The organism is Streptomyces sp. NPDC018610 (genome assembly GCF_044391765.1).
GTDB lineage: Bacteria > Actinomycetota > Actinomycetes > Streptomycetales > Streptomycetaceae > Streptomyces.
Window position 1 is genome coordinate 223,034 of record NZ_JBISAL010000005.1, and the last position, 17,667, is coordinate 240,700.

The following is a 17,667-nucleotide window of genomic DNA, read 5'->3' on the forward strand; positions in this document are numbered from 1 at the left end:
CGGCCACGGTCACGGCCGCCCCGGCGGCCACGTTCACGGCCGCCCGGTGGACCCGGTCACGGCCGCCCGGCGGCGGGCGGGCGGCCGACCGCGGTCGGGCCGCCGGGCGCGCCGCCCGCGCGCACCCGAGCCGACCGCCCGGCTCGGGCAGCCGACGGGCAGGGGCCGCCGTCCGGCCCAGGTCAGGCCCGCGCCGCGCGCCGTCCGCGGACGCCGGACCCGATCGCCCAGCCCAGGCCGCCCGCGGCGAGCAGCACCAGGGCGATCTCCGGCAGCACGCCCAGTTCGGTGGCGGGTGTCTCCGAGGAGCGCAGCGGCACCTTCTGGACCAGATGGGCGGGCACGAACATGCCCGTCTTCTGCGAGATCCGCCCGTCCGGCATGATGATCGCGCTGACGCCGCTGGTCACCGGGACGGTGACGGCCCGGCTGTGCTCGACCGCGCGGATCCGGCTCATGGCGAGCTGCTGGTAGGTCATCTCACTGCGGTCGAAGGCGGCGTTGTTGCTCGGCACGGAGATCATCTGCGCGCCGTGGGTGACCGTGTCGCGCACGGCCCAGTCGAAGGCGGCCTCGTAGCAGGTCGCGAGGCCGACCTTGGCGCCGTCGACGGTGAACACGCCCGGCTCGCTGCCGCGGCTGAAGTCCTGGCGGACCATCGCGGTCCAGTTCTCGTTGATCGCTCCGATCAGCGAGCGCAACGGGAGGTACTCGCCGAACGGCTGGATCTGCCGCTTGTCGTACGTCTGCAGGGGACCCTTGACCGGGTCCCACAGGATCTGCTCGTTCCACAGCCTGCCGTCCCGCTCGACGACGCTGCCGATCGAGATGGGCACGCCGATCGTCTTGGCGGCCTGGTCGACGACGAGTCGCGCGTCGGGGTATTCGAGCGGGTCGATGTCGGAGGAGTTCTCCGGCCAGAGCACGAAGTCGGGCCGGGGCGCCTTGCCGGCCTTCACGTCCTTCGCCAGCCGCGCCGTCTCGCGCGCGTGGTAGTCGAGGACCGCGCGGCGCTGGGCGTTGAAGTCCAGGCCCTCGCGCGGCACGTTGCCCTGGACGAGGGCGACGGTGGCGGTGCCGTCCTCGGCCTTGTCGCTCACCAGGGTGCGGGCCGCCAGCGCGCCCACCACCGGTACGGCCACGCCGAGCAGGGCCGCGGCGGCGGCCGACCGTCGCAGGACACGGGTGCGCCGCCCCTCCACGGCGAGGCGGACCGCCTCGCCGAGGCCGAAGCCGCACAGGACGACCGCGAAGCCGAGCACCGGTGTGCCGCCCACCGCGGCCAGCGGCAGGAACACCCCGTCCGCCTGGCCGAAGGCGACCTTGCCCCAGGGGAAGCCGTGGAAGGGCACGCGCGCGCGGGCCGCCTCGCCGGCGATCCAGACGGCCGCCGCCCACACCGGCCCGCCGGGCAGCTTCGAGACGGCGGCGACGCCCGCGCCCACCAGGGCGACGAAGAGCGCCTCGATGAGGACGAGGGCCAGCCACGGTACGGGGCCGACCTCGACGCCGGTCCACACCAGCAGCGGGAGCAGGAAGCCGAGGCCGAAGAGGTAGCCGAGACCGAGCGCCGCCTTCGGGCTCCGGCCGCGCAGCACCCAGCCGAAGGCGGCGAAGGCGGGCGGTGCCAGCCACCACAGGGTGCGGGGCGGGAAGCTGACGTAGAGGAGGAGGCCGGCCAGCGTCGCGGTCACGGCCGGTGCGAGCCGGACGAGCCTGGCGCTCCACGGCGCCGGAGCGGACTGCGGACGCAGGCCGTCCGACTCGTCGACGGAAGTTGCGGTGACGGTCACCCCGGGAGTGTACGGCGGGTGACCGGGCCCCTCACAGGACGGTCCGCGGGGCTCGTCCGCGGCCCGCTCCCCGCCGCGGTCGAGTCCTGTCCGAGCGGTCCACATTCCGGTCGGCAGCCGCTACGGTGTGCCGGAGCCCTGGCCGGCCGCCCTACGCGGCCGCTCGCGCCGGGGCATGGGCAGGGGTCGGGGGCGGCCGGGTTCCGGGGGGCGACGGGTGCGGTCCATCGAGGTGGGGTCCGCGGACGGGGCGGGCGGCGGAAGACCGTCCGGCAGCGAGCGGAGAAACGTTTCCGACGGGGCCGGTGTGGCGGTGCTGGGCGTCTGCGCGGCCTGGTCGCTGATCACCGGCGCGGCACACGAGGGCCGTCCCGAGGGCGTGCTGCTCGCGGTGCTCGCCGTGGCCGCCGGCCACGCGGCGGGGCGCATCGGCGGCGCGCTGCTGCCGGTCGCCGCGCCCTGCGCCGGGGCGCTCGCCGGTACGGCGTTCGCGGTGGCGGTCCCCGGTCCGGCGCCCGGGCCGGGGACCACGAACCCGCTGGGACACGCCGGCGCGACCGCCTGCGTGCTGGCCCTGGCCGTGGGCGGCGCCTGCTGTGCCGCCTGGGCGGCGCCCGCCCGGGCGGTGCGGTTCGCGCTGCGCGCGCTGGCCGTCGCGATCACGGTGACCGCCGCCGCGCTCGGCTCCGGCGCCGGGGCCGTCTGCTGCTGCGCGGTGCTGCTCTGCTCGCTCGCCGCCGGCCGGGTGCGCCGCCGGGGTCCCGCCCTTCTCAGCCTCGCCCTCGCCCCGGTCGCGGTCGCCGGGCTGGTCTGGGCCGTCGCCGCGCGGACGCTGCCCGGCGGGCTCGCCGGGGCGCCGGCGGGACCGCTGACCCGGCGCCGCGTGCTTCTGTGGCGGGACGCGCTGCTCCTGGTCCACCGGAACGCGGGACTGGGGGTGGGGCCGGGCCGCTTCGGCGAGTTCAGCCCCACGGCCGCGCGGTCGCCGCAGTTCGCCGGCAGGCCGCATTCGGCGCTGCTCCAGCAGGCGGCGGAACAGGGGCTGATCGGCGTGCTGCTGCTGGGGGTGGCGTACGGCTGGCTGGTGTACGCGCTGTGGCGCACCGCGCGGCCCACCCCGGTCGCGTTGAGCGCGGGCGCGGCACTGACGGCGCTGGCGGTGATCGCCACGGTCGGCGACGCGCTGAGTTTCACGGCCGTGCCGGTGGGCGCGGGGCTGCTGGCCGGACTGGCCACCGCACGCCCGATGACCGAGGGGAGACCACCGATGGCCGACGGACGACCGACGGTGGCCGACGGGGCGCCCGGGGCGGCGGCCGGCCCGCGCCGTCGGCGGGACCGTCTGACGCCCTGACGGGAGGCCGTCCGCGGACGCGGCGGCGGTCAGGCGGGGTCGGGGGCCGGGCGCAGCCGCGCCCTGATCACGCGGACGGCCGACTCGGCGTTGTCGATGGTGATCGTGAACGTGTGACCGTCCCACAGGCGCAGCACGATGCCCTCGCCTCGCCGTACGACGACCGCGGTGCCCTTCTCGGGGCGCCAGCGATAGCCCCAGCCGCCCCAGTGCCGCGGGGTGACGTGCGGCGCGAACTCGGCGCCCGCGACATGGGCGAGGGGGATCCGGCGGCGCGGCAGGCCGATGTGGCCGCAGCGCACCTCCAGGGACTCCCGGTCGACCCTCACCGCGACGTGCACGAAGGCGAGGGTCCCGAAGAGGACCAGCAGTCCGGCCGCGATGCAGCCCACGACGGACATCACCAGGGGCGCCACCCCGGAACTCCAGGCCGAGTCGACCGCCAGTTCGATGCCGAGCGCCAGACAGGCGGCGCCCACGGGCGCCAGCAGCCACTGGAACCGGTTGGTGGCCCGGCCCGTCCACACCTCGGTGTGCGGGCCCGTCTCGCTGCGGGAGTGGTCCCTCATGGCAACGAGGTTACTAAGGTTTCGCCGCGCGGGTAGCGCGTCGCACACGGCGCGTGTCAGCGGGCGGGGGTGGCCGCCCGCAGGAGGCGGCCCTCGGCGTAGGACAGGGCCGGCGCGGGGAGCGGGCCTTCCACGCCGTTGAGCAGCACGGTCACGGCGCCCTCGACCGGGGCGTCCGGCTCCGGCCGGGCGCCGATCCGGCGCAGCGCCTGGGCCGCGACCGCGCCCGCCGAGCCGTGCAGGACCAGCGGCGGGCGACCGGGCCGCTGCACGGCGGTCCTGATGCGCTCGGCGACCAGTTCGTAGTGGGTGCAACCCAGGACGACGGTCGTCACTTCCTCGGGGGTCAGCGCGGCGGCGGCGGTGACCGCCTCGTCGATCGCCGCCTGGTCCGCGTGCTCGACGGCCTCGGCCAGCCCCCAGCAGGGCACTTCGGTGACCGGCACGCCCTCGGCGAAGTCGCGGACGAGGTTTCGCTGGTAGGGGCTGCCGGTGGTGGCGGGCGTGGCCCAGATGGCGACGGGCCCGCCGCCGGCCGCGGCCGGCTTGATCGCGGGCACCGTGCCGATGACCGGGACGTCCGGTTCGAGGCGCTCGCGCAGGGCGGGCAGCGCGTGCACGGTCGCGGTGTTGCAGCCGACGATCAGGGCGTCGGGCCCGTGGGCCGCGGCGGCCTCGGCGACGGCGACGGCGCGCGCGGTGAGGTCCTCGGGAGTGCGCGGCCCCCAGGGCATGCCGGCGGGGTCCAGGGAGAGCACGAGATCGGCGTCGGGTCGCAGACGCCGCACCGCGGCGGTGGCCGCCAGCAGCCCGATTCCGGAGTCCATGAGCGCGATCTTCACCCCGCAACGATAGACGATCCCCTCGAAGGGGCCGCGCGGGTGGGGCAGACTGCCGGGGTGACCGTGATCGTGTGGACCGCCGTGGGATCACTCGCCGCCTGGCTGTGGCTGCTGCTCGGCCAGGGCTTCTTCTGGCGCACGGACGTCAGGCTGCCGCCCGGGGAGGATCCGCCGCCGGACGGCTGGCCGGCCGTGTGCGTCGTGGTGCCCGCGCGGGACGAGGCCGGCGTGCTCGGCGAGAGCCTCCCCTCGCTGCTCGCCCAGGACTATCCGGGCCGCGCGGAGGTCTTCCTGATCGACGACGGCAGCTCGGACGGCACCGGGGAGCTGGCCCGGGCGCTCGGGCGGCGTGGCGGACTGCCGCTGACCGTGGCCTCGCCGGGCGAGCCGCCCGCCGGCTGGACCGGCAAGCTGTGGGCCGTGCGGCACGGCATCGGCCTGGCTCGCGCGCGCGATCCCGAGTACCTGCTCCTGACGGACGCCGACATCGCGCACGCCCCCGACAGCCTGCGCCGGCTGGTCGCGGCGGCGCGCACCGGCGGCTTCGACGTCGTCTCGCAGATGGCCCGGCTGCGGGTGGAGACGCCGTGGGAGCGGCTGGTCGTGCCGGCCTTCGTCTACTTCTTCGCGCAGCTGTACCCGTTCCGCCGGATCGGCCGCCGGGGCGCGCGGACCGCGGCGGCCGCCGGCGGCTGTGTGCTGCTGCGCTCCCGGACCGCCGTGCGGGCCCGGATCCCGGACGCGATCCGGCACGCGGTGATCGACGACGTGGCCCTCGCACGGGCCGTCAAGGGCGGCGGCGGGCACATCTGGCTGGGGCTCGCCGAGCGGGTGGACAGCGTGCGTCCGTACCCGCGCCTTCGCGACCTGTGGCGGATGGTCTCGCGCAGCGCCTACGCGCAGTTGCGGCACAACCCGCTGCTGCTACTCGGCACGGTCGCCGGGCTGGCGCTGGTGTACCTGGCGCCGCCGGCGGCGCTGGCGGCGGGCCTCGCCTCGGGCGGCACCCCGGCGGCGCTCGCCGGCGGCGCGGCCTGGCTGGTGATGACGGCGACGTACGTGCCGATGCTGCGCTACTACCGCCAGCCGCTGTGGCTCGCGCCGCTGCTGCCGTTCACCGCGTTCCTCTACCTGCTGATGACAGTGGACTCGGCGGTGCGGCACTACCGGGGCCGGGGCGCGGCCTGGAAGGGCCGCACCTACGCGCGCCCGGACGCGCTGCCCGAGGAGGGCTGAGGTCCGGGCGCACGGGCCCTCACTTGCGGCCCGGGGTCCAGTTCATGCCCCAGCCGTAGGCGTGGTCGACGGTGCGCTGCGGGCTGACGCCGCGCTGGGGCACCAGGTAGCGGGCCTCCCGCTGCACCACGAGATCGCCCCCGATGTCGGTGATCAGGGCGAGGGCGCACACGGTCGAGGGCACCGTGCACTCGTCGAGGGAGAAGTCGACGGGTGCGCCGTGCTGCGGCTGGAGGGTGACGGTGGCGTGCAGGTCGGCGAAGGAGCGGGCGCCCTCGTAGATGGTGACGAAGACGAGGATGCGCCGGAAGTCGCGTGCGTGGTCGAGGTTGACGGTCAGGTTCTCGCCACCGTCGACGGCTCCGGTGCGGTCGTCGCCGTCGAGGTGGATGTACGGGGGCCGGTGCAGGGCCCCGAAGGCGTTGCCGAGGGCCTGTACGACGCCCTTGCGGCCGTCCGACAGTTCGTAGAGGGCGCACAGGTCGAGGTCGAGGTCCGAGTGGGTCGCGAACGCCCGTCCGCGTTTGCCGGCCCAGCCGGAGAACTGTTTGCGCACCTGCCAGTTGAGGTTCACGCGCAGGGCGCCGGAGGTGCCGCCCTGCTTGGCCAGCGACACCGAGGGCGCCGCCTTGGTGAGCGTCACCTTGGCGAGGCTGACGGGGGCGGTGAGCGGGGGCGCGGCCTGCGGGGGCGGTGGCACGGGCGCCCCGACGGGCGGCGGCGGGAAGGGCGCGGGGGCCGCCGTGGGCGGGGGCGGGGGCGGCGGCAGCGGTACGGGAGCGGCCGTGGGGGCCGGGGGCGGCAGCGGTGCCGGGGTGGCGGTGGGCGCGGGCGGCGGCCACCCCGCCCCCGTGGCGGGTCCCACCCCCGGCGCGGGTGCCGCCCCCGTCGGGGAACCCGCCGACGGGCCGGGTCCCGGTGACGGCGCCGGGCGCTGCGGCTCGTCCACGGTGATGCCGTAGTCCGTGGCCAGGCCCTCCAGCCCGCTGCTGTAACCCTGGCCCACGGCGCGGAACTTCCAGGCGCCCTGACGCCGGTAGAACTCCCCCAGTACGAAGGCGGTCTCCACACTCGCGCCGGCGCTGTCGAACCGTGCGGCCACCGCGTCCGAGGCGGCCTCGCGCACCTCGATGTACAGGTCCGGCACCCGGCCGAACGTGCCGCCGTCCGCCGACGCGGCGAGGACGACCCGGTCGACCGCGGGCTCCACGCGCGCGAGGTCGACGACCAGTGTGTCGGTCGCCCGGCCGCCGGCGTCGCGCTTGCCCTCGTGCCGGACCGAGCCGGAGGTGTGCGCGGGCTGGTTGTAGAAGACGAAGTCGGCGTCGGAGCGCACCTTCCCTTCCGTCGACAGCAACAGCGCGGAGGCGTCCACGTCGGGGACGCCCGGTCCGGACCGCCGGCCCACCTCGACTCGCAGGGCCGTGACCGGCACCGGCGTGTTGGACCCCTTCGGCATTGACATGTTCGCCCCCATCACCTGTGTCCCGGCCGCACCGGCGGTGCGCCGGCGGCCCGCGGCCCGCGTCGCGCCCAGTCTGCTCCCGTACGGGCCGGGCCCTGACCAGGAGCAGTGGAACACGCCGTCCGACCGCCGGTAACCCCCCAGAAGCTCGCCTTTTACAAGATGCGGCGCTCCCGCGACGCCCCTTTTTGCCAAATTCGCTCGCATTGGGGATCCCGCGTCACCGCGGACACGGAAAACAACCCTCTTATCGGTCTCCCCAACCAGCACATCGTGGGCTTAACTTATGTGCCATGACCTCCCCCCGTCCCACTTATGGTGGCGGCTACTATTCCGCCTCCTTCCCGGACACCCCGATCTACGACTCGCTCGTCGCCGAGCGGGGCACACCGCAGATCGCCCCGATCCGGGTCCCCGCGCCGTACGACACGGGAAGCCACCTCCCCGCGCTCCCCTCGGCACTGCCCGCCCTCCCGGCGGCCCCGTCCCAGCAGTACTACGGCTACCCGCAGGCGCAGCAGCCCGCTCCGCTGCAACAGGCGCCCACGGCCTACATCCCGCAGCAGGCCTCGGCCCCGCGCGGGTACCCCGGTCCGCAGCAGCCGATGCCGCCGCGCCCGATGGCGAACGGCACCGGCTACGAGGCCATGCGCCCCGCGGCGCCCCGGCCCGCCGCGGCGCCGTACCAGGACCCGTACAACAACCAGCAGTACCGCGGTTACTGACCCCTCCCCCGCCCGTCCCTGCCCCCTGGCAGGATGAGGTCATGGGGAATGCGGAGCTGCAATCGATACACATCCACCCGGTCAAGGCGTTCCGAGCCGTGGGACTCCGGCAGGCCGTGGTGGAGCCCTGGGGGCTGGCCGGGGACCGGCGCTGGGTGCTGATCGACCACGGGGGAAAGGTCGTCACCCAACGCCAGCAGCCGCACCTCGCGCAGGCCGCCGCCGAGCTCGTGCCCGGCGGCGGCCTGCGGCTCTCGGCGCCCGGGCGCCCTCCGATCACGGTCGCCGTGCCTCGGCCGGAAACCACGGTGACGGTGGACGTCTTCGGCGTCCGGGTGGAGGGCGTGCCGGCGGACGAGGCCGCGCACACCTGGTGCAGCGAGTACGTGGGCGCCGGCGTGCGCCTGGTCCACATGGACGACCCCGCCACGCGCCGGCCCGTCGACCCCGGCCTCGGACTGCCGGGCGAGACCGTGAGCTTCGCCGACGAGTCCCCGTTGCTGCTCACCTCGCGGTCCTCCCTGGACTCCCTCAACTCGCTGATCGCCGAGGGCGACCGCCCCGACGAGGGGCCGCTGCCGATGGACCGCTTCCGGCCGAGCGTCGTGGTGTCCGGCGCCCCCGCGTGGACCGAGGACGACTGGCGGCGCGTCGCGATCGGCGACGTCACCTTCCGGGTCGCCAAACCGTGCGGCCGGTGCGTGGTCACCACGGTCGACCAGGACACCGCACTGCGCGGTCACGAACCCCTGCGCGCCCTCGCCCGCCACCGCCGCCTCGGCAACGAACTGCTCTTCGGGCGGCACATGGTCCCCGAGTCGACCGGCACGCTCCGGCTCGGCGACCCGGTCACGGTCCTCGAGTGACGTTCCGGGGAACACGGGAACCCTGAGCCGGTGCCCGGTCGTTGGGGTCTTCCGAGGGGTGTGCGCAAGTCCCCGGACGACGGGGGTCCTTCCGCTCCCCTCGGCCGGCCCGTGGCCGGCCGCGCGACGGGTCACGGCGGAGCGGGAAGGGGTGGCGGACGGTGCGGGTCATCGGCGGACTGTGGCGCTGGCGGCACAATCCCGTGCGCCGCACGACCGATCTGGTCGAGTCCTGGGTGGCGTTGGCGGCCCTGTTGCTCGTCCTGGTCGCCGCCCCGGTGGCCGGTTCCCTCGTCGGCTCGGCCGCCCAGGACGCGCTGCAGCGGTCGGTGCGCGACCAGCGCCAGTCCCGGCACCTGGTGCGGGCCACCGTCGTGGCGCGGGCCGACGAGAGGACGCCGCGGCCGGACCCCGAGATCTCCTCGCGGCGGGCGGCCCGCAGCCGGGTCGTCGCCGACTGGACCGCCCCGGACGGCACACGGCGGCACGGCCCGGTGACGACCGGCCTGAAGGACCCGCGTCCCGGCGACCGCTTCGCGCTGTGGACCGACCGGCGGGGCCGGATCGTGACCCGCCCGCTGGACTCCGGCACGGCCACCGCCCACGCCGCCCTGGCCGGGCTCGGCACGGCCATGGTGACGGCCGGGCTGGTGGAGAGCATACGCAGACTGGTCCTGTGGCGTCTGGTCCGCCGCCGGTACGCGTGCTGGGACCGGGCCTGGGAGCGTGCGGGACCGGACTGGGGCCGCGCCGGCGCCGACAGCTGACCGCCTTCCGGCTCCGGTCAACCCACGGTCCGCGCTCACGCTACGGTGGACCGGCCGGCGCATCGGGAAACGACGCGCGCACGGGCGAACCACAGCGGCGCGCCGCGAAGGCGAACGGGCCATCAGTACGAGGTGGGGGCACAGCAACGCCATGGCACAGGGCACGGTCCAGGTGACGCACACCGGCACATCGCGGTGGCGGCGCCGCACGGGTGAGTACGCATCGCTCGCCGCCGCCCTGGAGGCCGCGGCGGACGGTGACGTCCTCACCGTCGCCCCGGGCACCTACCGCGAGAACCTCGTCGTCCAGCGCGCGGTGACGCTGCGCGGCCCGGAGGGCGCCGCCGGCTCCGTGCGGATCGCGCCCGTCGACGGGGTGCCGCTGACCGTGCGCGCCTCGGCGGTGGTGCAGGACCTGCACGTGGAAGGCCAGGACGCCGCCGCGCCCGCCCTGTTGGTGGAGGAGGGCGCGCCCGAGCTCAGGGACGTGCGGATCGTCACCCGGTCCGCCTCCGGCATCGAGGTGCGTGGCGGGGCCCGGCCCACCGTGCGGCGCTGCACCGTGGACAATCCGGCCGGCGTCGGCATCGCCGTGCTCGACGGCGGCGGCGGAGTGTTCGAGGAGTGCGAGATCGTCGCGGCCGGGCAGTCGGGCGTGGCCGTCCGCGGCGGCGCGCATCCCCGGCTGGAGCGCTGCCGGGTGCATCACACCTCGGGCGCCGGCATCACCGTGACCGGCGACAACTCGGCCCTGGAGGCGGTGGGCTGCGAGGTCTACGAGGTGCGGGGCAGCGGTATGCAGGTCACCGGGCGGGCCACCGCGCACCTCACCGACTGCGAGGTGCACCGCAGCACCGCGGACGGCGTCACCCTCGACACGGACGCCGTCCTCACCCTCGCCGACTGCCGCATCCACGACATCCCGGAGAACGCGGTGGACCTCAGGTCGCGTGCGGTGCTGACGCTGACGCGCACCACCGTGCAGCGGTTCGGGCGCAACGGCCTGTCGGTGTGGGACCCGGGCACCCGCGTGGACGCCAACCGGTGCGAGATCTCCGACAGCACGGGCGACTATCCCGCCGTGTGGGTCAGCGACGGGGCGACCGCGGTCCTCGACTCCTGCCGGGTGCACGACGTGCCGGACGCGCTGTTCGTCCTGGACCGGGGATCACGCGTGGACGTCGTCGACAGCGACCTGTCCCAGGTGCGCAACACCGCGGTGTCGGTGAGCGACGGGGCCACCGCGCAGCTCGACGACTGCCGCATCAAGGAGGCGGCCACCGGCGCCTGGTTCCGCGACCACGGCAGCGGCGGCACGCTGAACAACTGCACCGTGGACGGCGCCCAGACCGGCGTGATCGTCACCAAGGGCGCCGACCCGACCGTCGAGCGCTGCACCGTCGACTCCCCCGCCGAGGCCGGGTTCTACGTCTCCGCCGGGGGCCGCGGCAGCTTCCTGGGCTGCCGGGTCACGGGCAGCGGCGGCTACGGCTTCCACGTGATCGACGGCTGCCGTACGACGCTGCGCAAGTGCCGCACCGAGCGGTGCGCGCGCGGCGGGTTCGAGTTCGCCGACGGCGGGGCGGACGCGGCGGCCGGTTCGGGTCCGGTGGTCGAGGACTGCACCAGCGACGAGAGCGGCGGCGTGCGCACGCCGGCGGCCCGCGAGACGGCCGCGCAGACGGTGACCCCGCCGCCCGGTCTGCTGGGCGCGCTCCCCGGGCAGCGCGCCACCGAGCCGGAACCCCCTCGATCCGCGCCCGGGCCGGCGCCGGAGCCGGAGCGGTCCGAGCGCAGCGCGAAGGACGTGCTCGGCGAACTCGACGCGCTGGTCGGCCTGGACAGCGTCAAACGGGAGGTGCGGGCCCTCACCGACATGATCGAGGTGGGCCGGCGCCGGCAGCGGGCCGGGCTGAAGGCCGCGTCGGTCAAGCGGCACCTGGTCTTCACCGGCTCGCCGGGCACCGGCAAGACGACCGTGGCCCGTCTGTACGGCGAGATCCTCGCCTCGCTGGGCGTCCTGGACAAGGGCCACCTCGTGGAGGTGTCCCGGGTCGATCTGGTCGGCGAGCACATCGGCTCCACCGCGATCCGGACCCAGGAGGCCTTCGAGCGGGCGCGCGGCGGTGTGCTGTTCGTCGACGAGGCGTACGCGCTCTCCCCCGAGGACGCCGGGCGCGACTTCGGCAAGGAGGCCATCGACACGCTGGTGAAGCTGATGGAGGACCACCGCGACGCGGTGGTGGTGATCGTGGCCGGCTACACGGCCGAGATGGAGCGCTTCCTCTCCGTCAACCCGGGGGTGGCGTCCCGTTTCTCCCGCACCATCACCTTCAGCGACTACGGCCCCGAGGAGTTGCTGCGGATCGTCGGGCAGCAGGCCGAGGAGCACGAGTACCGGCTGGCGCCGGGCGCCGAGGAGGCGCTGCTGGCGTATTTCGCGGCGCTGCCGAGGGGTGCCGCGTTCGGCAACGGCCGTACCGCGCGCCAGACGTTCGAGGCGATGGTGGAGCGGCACGCCGGCCGGGTGGCCCAGTTCGCCGAGCCCAGCACGGACGACCTGACGCTGCTCTACCCCGAGGACCTGCCGGCACTGCCCTGAGCACCGGCGCCGTCCGGGCCGGCGGGCTTCCCGGTCGCGGGGCGCGGCGCGGGCAGGTCCGGGCGCAGTCGCGAAAGGAGCCGCCGGCGCTCCTCGGCGAAGGCCGGGTCGGCCCGGTAGTCGCCGTGGCCGAGGATCGGGGCGGGCAGCGGGTGCGCTGCGCTGCGGCCGCCGACGAGCGGGTCCTCGAGCGGGGCGCGGTCCACGTCCGTGTCGTGCCCGCCGTCGGGCGGCGGGACGGAGTCGGGGCGGTGGCCCGTGCCGGGACTGGAGCCGGCGGCGGGATCGCGAGACGCATCGGGAACGGGAGGGGCGCCGGGATCACGTGGGGAGTCGGGATCACGTGGGGAGTCGGAGCCGGATCGGGCGCCGGGGTCGGCGCCGGGCGGCGGGACGGGCTCCGGGCCACGGCCGACGGCGATGCGGACGGGGCCGCCGATGGGGTCGGTGAGCCGGTACAGGTTGCGCCAGCAGCCCACGTCCCGCTGCAGGACGGCGAGGGCGGCGGGCCCGAAGTGGGCCGGGAACCAGCGGCCGTAGAGCCGTTCGAGCGGGGAGTCGTAGGTCAGCAGCGCGACGCGGCGGCGCACCGGCGGGGGGAGCTGCCAGGCGGCGGCCGCGGCCAGCACACTGCCCTGGGAGTGGCCCGACAGGACGAGCCGGCCGCCGGTGGCGGCGGTCCAGGTCGCCATCCGCCAGGTGAGGTCCGGCACCGCGCGTTCGGCGTAGCAGGGTGGCGCGAAGGGGTGGGCCGCGCGCGGCCAGAAGGTGCCGACGTCCCAGAGGATGCCGATGGTGCGCCGGGCCGAGGCGTCCCGGTAGGCACGCCGGCCCCAGGTGACGAACAGCAGGAAACCGAGGCCGACCAGCCAGGAGCCCAGTGCCTGCGCGGTGTCGGCCGCGCCCTCGACGAGGGGCGGCGTCCCCGCTGCCGCCCGGGCGGGGGTCTCGTCGAGGCAGAGGCCGCCGACGAGGGCGGCGGCGCCCAGCAGCAGCGTCACGACGCACGTGACACCGACGACGTGCGGGGCGTCGTCGGTGAGGGCCGCCATCGCGCGGACGTGGGCGATCCGGTGGGTGCGCCCGGTGTCCGGCGGCTCGTGCGGGTACTCCCGTTCCACGTCTCGCTCCTGGGCGCGGGCCAGCCGCCGGGTGCGCAGGGCGAGCCGGGCGCAGAGCGCGAGCAGCACGACGAGCAGGGGCGGGATGACGGACGCCTGCCAGGTGAGCAGGACCGGCGGGCCCGGGATCGACCTACCGTCGCCGTCCAGCCGGTCGGCCACCCGCTGGGCGACCCCGCCGGTCATCACTCCGCCGAGCGTGCAGGCCAGCAGGGCGACCGCCGGTCCGCCGAGGCCGCGCAGGGCGGCCCGCGGATCGGGAAGCGTGCGGAACAGGGCGAGGGCGGCGAGGCTCAGGGCGATCACGAGGAATCCCTGCGTCAGGGCGATCGAGCCGAAGGCGGCGTCGGCCGCCAGCCTGCCCGTGGAGTGCCACGCGGGGCGCGGCCAGCCGGCGTACAGGACGGCGCACAGGAGCAGCCCGAGTGCTCCGAGCGGCAGCCGGCGCACCAGGCGGCGGTCGAGCCGCTGGTCGAGCCGGTGCTCGCTGCGGCCCCGGCGGCAGACCACGCCCACGACGGCGACGGCGGCGCAGACCAGCGCGGCTTGCAGGAGCCGGCCGAGGAGGTCGAGCGACGCCGGGCCGCCGGGGCGGCTGTCGAAGCGGGCGGCCGGGACGGTGAGCGCCGCGGCCACGGTCAGCAGGCCGGCCGCGGTGTGCGCGGCGCGCAGCCGGGCCACCAGGCGGCGCCCGTACCAGAAGCCGGGCCTGCTCAGGGAGCCGTCGGCGGACCCGGCCCCGGGCTCCGGGCCGGCGCCGTGGTCCGGGGGCGGCTGGGACTCGTAGGCGCTCCAGGTGCGGTGGGAGAGGTACCACAGGAGGCCGGTGAGCGCGCAGGGCAGCACGGCGGCTAGCGCGAGCCGACGGCCGGGCGGGCTCCACCAGCCCGCGCCGGGCGACAGGAAGCCCAGCCAAAAGTGGCGTGCGGCGCACACGCGGGTGCCCGCGCACTGCCAGGCCGCGAGGTCCAGCGCGACCTCGCAGGCCGCGGCGACGAGCAGCACCGTGAGGGTCAGACCCGTCAGCCGGACCAGCAGCCCGTACAGGCGCACGGTGCGGGGCCGGCCGCGGGCGGTGGGCCGCATCCAGTGGGCGAGGTTGACGACCATGAACGGCAGCAGCAACAGCCACAGGGCCCGGCTGCCGTCGCCGGAGGTGAGGTTGCACCAGACGTAGGCCTCGGGCACCGGCGCGTCGCGGGACCGCTCGGGCCGGGACTCCGCGTCCACGTCGGCGGCGCGCCGGTGGAGGGCGGCGGTGTCGTCCCCGCTGATCCGTACCGTGTGCGGATCGTCCAGCATCTCCTCGGGCGTGGTGCCGCCCACCCCGTGGACGAGGAGTTCCAGTGCGGGCCGCGTGGGGGCGGGTGTCCGCGGGCAGGGCTTCGCCCGGTCCGTCCCCTCGTGTCCCGCCGGCCGACCCGCCGCCGGGCGCCGCTGTGCGCGTCCCGCCATGGGCACCCCCGGTGCCGTGCCGTCGCCCGTGTTCTCGCGGGGACAGGATCGCCGGCGGCGGAGGCCGGCACACCCGCCGCCACCGGAATGCCCCCGATCCGGTGACGCGCGCCGTGAGCGGAAGGACTGGACGGCGGTCCGGTGGGGGTGCCGGACGGATCGGTGGGGGGCGCCGGACTACGGTCCGGCGGGGTGACGGACGGCGGTCCGATGGAGGTGTCGACGGCGGTCCGGTGGGCGCGTGTGCGCCGCGGGGCGGGCGATGGCGCGACGGACGGAGCCCCGTGAAAGGATGGGACGCCCGCGTGCCGCCCTCGGGGGCGACTCCTCGTCGCGGCGGGCGCGCCGGGCCTGTCGAGCGGCTTGAGGCGAAAGGAACCGGAGCACACGTGAGTGAGAATCAGAACCTCCTCGCGGAGCAGCGGCGCGCCCTGATCCTGGACGAGGTCCGGCGGCGTGGCGGCGTACGGGTCAACGAGCTGACGCGCAAGCTCGGCGTGTCGGACATGACGATCCGTCGCGACCTGGACGCGCTGGCCCGTCAGGGCATGCTGGAGAAGGTGCACGGTGGCGCCGTCCCGGTGGTCGAGGCCAGCACCCACGAGCCGGGCTTCGAGGCGAAGTCGGGCCTGGAGACGACGGCCAAGGAGGACATCGCACGGGCGGCGGCCCGGTTGGTCGCGCCGGGTTCGGCGATCGCCCTGTCGGGCGGTACGACGACGTACGCGCTGGCCCATCATCTGGTGGACGTGCCGGACCTGACGGTGGTCACCAACTCGGTGCGGGTGGCGGACGTCTTCCACACCGCGCAGCGCACCTCCGGTCAGCGGCAGGGCGTGGCGACGGTGGTGCTGACCGGCGGGGTGCGCACCCCGTCCGACTCGCTCGTGGGGCCGGTGGCGGACCAGGCGATCGCCGCGCTCCACTTCGACGTGCTGTTCCTCGGCGTGCACGGCATATCGGCCGAGGCGGGACTGTCGACGCCGAACCTGGCGGAGGCCGAGACCAACCGGCGGCTGGTGCAGTCCGCACGGCGGGTCGTGGTGGTCGCCGACCACACCAAGTGGGGCGTGGTGGGCCTGAGTTCCTTCGCTTCGCTGGAGCGGATCGACACGCTGGTGACGGACGCGGGCCTGCCGCCCGAGGCGCGCGCCGAGATCTCGGAGCATCTGCGGCTGGTGGTGGCCGGCGAGAGCCCGGAGACCTCGGGGACCGAGGACATCTGAGCGCACGTCAGCGCTCACCGCTCACGACCGTGTCCGATCCGTGAAGCGCGGCGGTCGTCACGGCCCGCGTCGGCCGCGTTCCCGCGAAGGCCTGCCCGGCCCCCAGGGGTCAGCCGACGGCCCCCGTACGTCCCGGTGGGACGGCGGCACCGCCGAGGGCGCTCAGCGCGGCCACGCGCCTGTCGACAGGAACGAGTCGATCGCCGCCGTGTACGGCGTGCTGTCCAGGCCCTGTTCGGCCAGCCACGCGTCGGAGTAGTACTTGTCGAGGTAACGGTCACCCGGGTCGCACAGCAGGGTCACGACGCTGCCCCGGCGGCCCTGAGCCACCATCTCCGCGACGATCTTCAGCGCGCTCCACAGACCGGTCCCGGTGGAGCCGCCCGCCTTGCGGCCGATGGCCCGCTCCAGCGCGCGTACGGCGGCGACGGCCGCCGCGTCGGGCACCTTCATCATCCGGTCGATCGCGCCGGGCACGAAGCTCGGTTCCATGCGCGGCCGGCCGATGCCCTCGATCCGCGAGCCGCGGTCGCAGGTGATGTCCGGATCGCCGGTGGTCCAGCCGTCGAAGAAGCAGGAGTTGTCCGGGTCGGCGACGCAGATACGGGTGTCGTACTGCATGTAGTGGACGTAGCGGGCGAGGGTCGCGGAGGTGCCGCCGGTGCCGGCGGTGGCGACGATCCACGCCGGCTCGGGGAAGCGCTCCAGTTCCAGCTGGCGGAAGATTGACTCGGCGATGTTGTTGTTGCCGCGCCAGTCCGTGGCCCGCTCGGCGTAGGTGAACTGGTCCATGTAGTGGCCGCCGGTCTCCACGGCGAGCCCGGCGGAGGCCTCGTACATGGTGCGCGGATCGTCCACGAAGTGGCAGCGGCCGCCGTGGAACTCGATCAGACGGCACTTCTCGGCGCTGGTCGTGCGCGGCATCACCGCGATGAACGGCACGCCGATCAGCTTGGCGAAGTACGCCTCCGAGACGGCCGTCGAACCGCTGGACGCCTCGATCACCGGGCGGTCCGGCCGGATCCAGCCGTTGCACAGGCCGTACAGGAACAGCGAGCGCGCCAGCCGGTGCTTGAGGCTCCCGGTCGGGTGGGTCGACTCGTCCTTCAGGTACAGGTCGATGCCCCACTCCTCGGGCAGCGGGAAGCGCAGCAGATGGGTGTCGGCCGACCGGTTGGCGTCGGCCTGGACCTTGCGGACCGCCTCTTTGAGCCAGTCGCGGTAGCCGGTGTCACTGCGGTCGACGTCGAGGGTCTCGCCGCTCCGGCGCTGCTCGGTGGTGATCACGGCAGGACTCCTTACGCTGGGCGCCGACGGCGTGTCGCACGGCCGGACCCCACCGATGATAGACACCTTGCTCACGCTTCTCACCTGCATAAACACCACTTTGAGAGGCTCAAAGACAGCCCTGGGGCGCGACCCGCCAGAGCGCGTCGCGGGCGCATGGGCCGCACCGGCGGGGGCGCGTTCACGCGAGTGCTCCGGGCGTCCGCGGTGAACGCGCCACGCGCACTGGTGCCGCGTGGCGAAGGGGGGCAGACTGCGGCGCGGGACGGGAGGCCGGACGGGGGCGCGAAGGAGATCTCGGCCGGACCGTACCGTCCCGCGACCGGGCCGGATCACGGGCCGGCGGCACGCGCGAGGGG

General features: G+C 75.5%; 13 protein-coding genes. 7 read left to right on the top strand and 6 right to left on the bottom strand.

What is annotated here, in order from left to right:
• Positions 1-182: 182 nt before the first annotated feature.
• Positions 183-1,793, bottom strand: coding sequence for an apolipoprotein N-acyltransferase (gene lnt / locus ACH5A8_RS15140; protein WP_399001904.1), 1,611 nt, complete (start codon positions 1,791-1,793; stop codon positions 183-185).
• A 307-nt stretch (positions 1,794-2,100) separates the two neighbouring features.
• On the opposite strand from lnt, the gene ACH5A8_RS15145 reads away from it, so the two are divergent.
• Positions 2,101-3,147, top strand: a complete 1,047-nt coding sequence (locus tag ACH5A8_RS15145; protein WP_399001906.1) for an O-antigen ligase family protein — start codon at positions 2,101-2,103, stop codon at positions 3,145-3,147.
• 29 nt (positions 3,148-3,176) lie between these two features.
• On the opposite strand, the gene ACH5A8_RS15150 is transcribed toward ACH5A8_RS15145, so the two are convergent.
• Entirely contained in the window at positions 3,177-3,716 is a 540-nt protein-coding gene (locus ACH5A8_RS15150) for a hypothetical protein (protein WP_399001908.1), read from the bottom strand.
• 56 nt (positions 3,717-3,772) lie between these two features.
• Positions 3,773-4,558 carry a glutamate racemase gene (locus ACH5A8_RS15155; protein ID WP_399001910.1) on the bottom strand — a complete coding sequence of 262 codons (786 nt, stop codon included), beginning with the start codon at positions 4,556-4,558 and terminating at the stop codon, positions 3,773-3,775.
• A gap of 39 nt (positions 4,559-4,597) precedes the next feature.
• On the opposite strand from ACH5A8_RS15155, the gene ACH5A8_RS15160 reads away from it, so the two are divergent.
• A complete protein-coding gene (locus ACH5A8_RS15160; RefSeq protein ID WP_399001912.1) occupies positions 4,598-5,794 on the top strand; it encodes a glycosyltransferase in 1,197 nt (398 codons plus the stop codon).
• A gap of 19 nt (positions 5,795-5,813) precedes the next feature.
• On the opposite strand, the gene ACH5A8_RS15165 is transcribed toward ACH5A8_RS15160, so the two are convergent.
• On the bottom strand, positions 5,814-7,253 hold the full coding sequence (locus ACH5A8_RS15165; protein WP_399002400.1) for a TerD family protein: 1,440 nt from the start codon (positions 7,251-7,253) through the stop codon (positions 5,814-5,816).
• Positions 7,254-7,552: 299 nt separating this feature from the next.
• On the opposite strand from ACH5A8_RS15165, the gene ACH5A8_RS15170 reads away from it, so the two are divergent.
• From ACH5A8_RS15170 to ACH5A8_RS15185, 4 genes are all read left to right on the top strand, one after another.
• On the top strand, positions 7,553-7,984 hold the full coding sequence (locus ACH5A8_RS15170; protein ID WP_399001914.1) for a DUF6643 family protein: 432 nt from the start codon (positions 7,553-7,555) through the stop codon (positions 7,982-7,984).
• A gap of 41 nt (positions 7,985-8,025) precedes the next feature.
• Positions 8,026-8,850 (top strand): MOSC domain-containing protein, encoded by an 825-nt coding sequence (locus ACH5A8_RS15175; RefSeq protein ID WP_399001915.1) that lies wholly within the window; start codon positions 8,026-8,028, stop codon positions 8,848-8,850.
• A gap of 161 nt (positions 8,851-9,011) precedes the next feature.
• Positions 9,012-9,617 carry a hypothetical protein gene (locus ACH5A8_RS15180; RefSeq protein WP_399001917.1) on the top strand — a complete coding sequence of 202 codons (606 nt, stop codon included), beginning with the start codon at positions 9,012-9,014 and terminating at the stop codon, positions 9,615-9,617.
• Positions 9,618-9,768: 151 nt separating this feature from the next.
• The gene (locus ACH5A8_RS15185; protein WP_399001919.1) at positions 9,769-12,219 is read left to right on the top strand and encodes a right-handed parallel beta-helix repeat-containing protein; all 2,451 of its coding nucleotides are present in this window, start codon (positions 9,769-9,771) and stop codon (positions 12,217-12,219) included.
• On the opposite strand, the gene ACH5A8_RS15190 is transcribed toward ACH5A8_RS15185, so the two are convergent.
• Positions 12,189-14,795, bottom strand: coding sequence for a hypothetical protein (locus tag ACH5A8_RS15190; protein ID WP_399001921.1), 2,607 nt, complete (start codon positions 14,793-14,795; stop codon positions 12,189-12,191). The genes ACH5A8_RS15185 and ACH5A8_RS15190 overlap by 31 nt on opposite strands.
• A 389-nt stretch (positions 14,796-15,184) precedes the next feature.
• Between ACH5A8_RS15190 and ACH5A8_RS15195 the strand changes: the two genes are divergently transcribed.
• The gene (locus ACH5A8_RS15195) at positions 15,185-16,021 is read left to right on the top strand and encodes a DeoR/GlpR family DNA-binding transcription regulator (protein WP_399001923.1); all 837 of its coding nucleotides are present in this window, start codon (positions 15,185-15,187) and stop codon (positions 16,019-16,021) included.
• Positions 16,022-16,183: 162 nt separating this feature from the next.
• Here ACH5A8_RS15195 and ACH5A8_RS15200 read toward each other — a convergent pair whose 3' ends face one another.
• Positions 16,184-17,308: a PLP-dependent cysteine synthase family protein gene (locus ACH5A8_RS15200; protein WP_399001925.1), complete on the bottom strand. Its 1,125-nt coding sequence runs from the start codon at positions 17,306-17,308 to the stop codon at positions 16,184-16,186.
• Positions 17,309-17,667 lie beyond the last annotated feature (359 nt).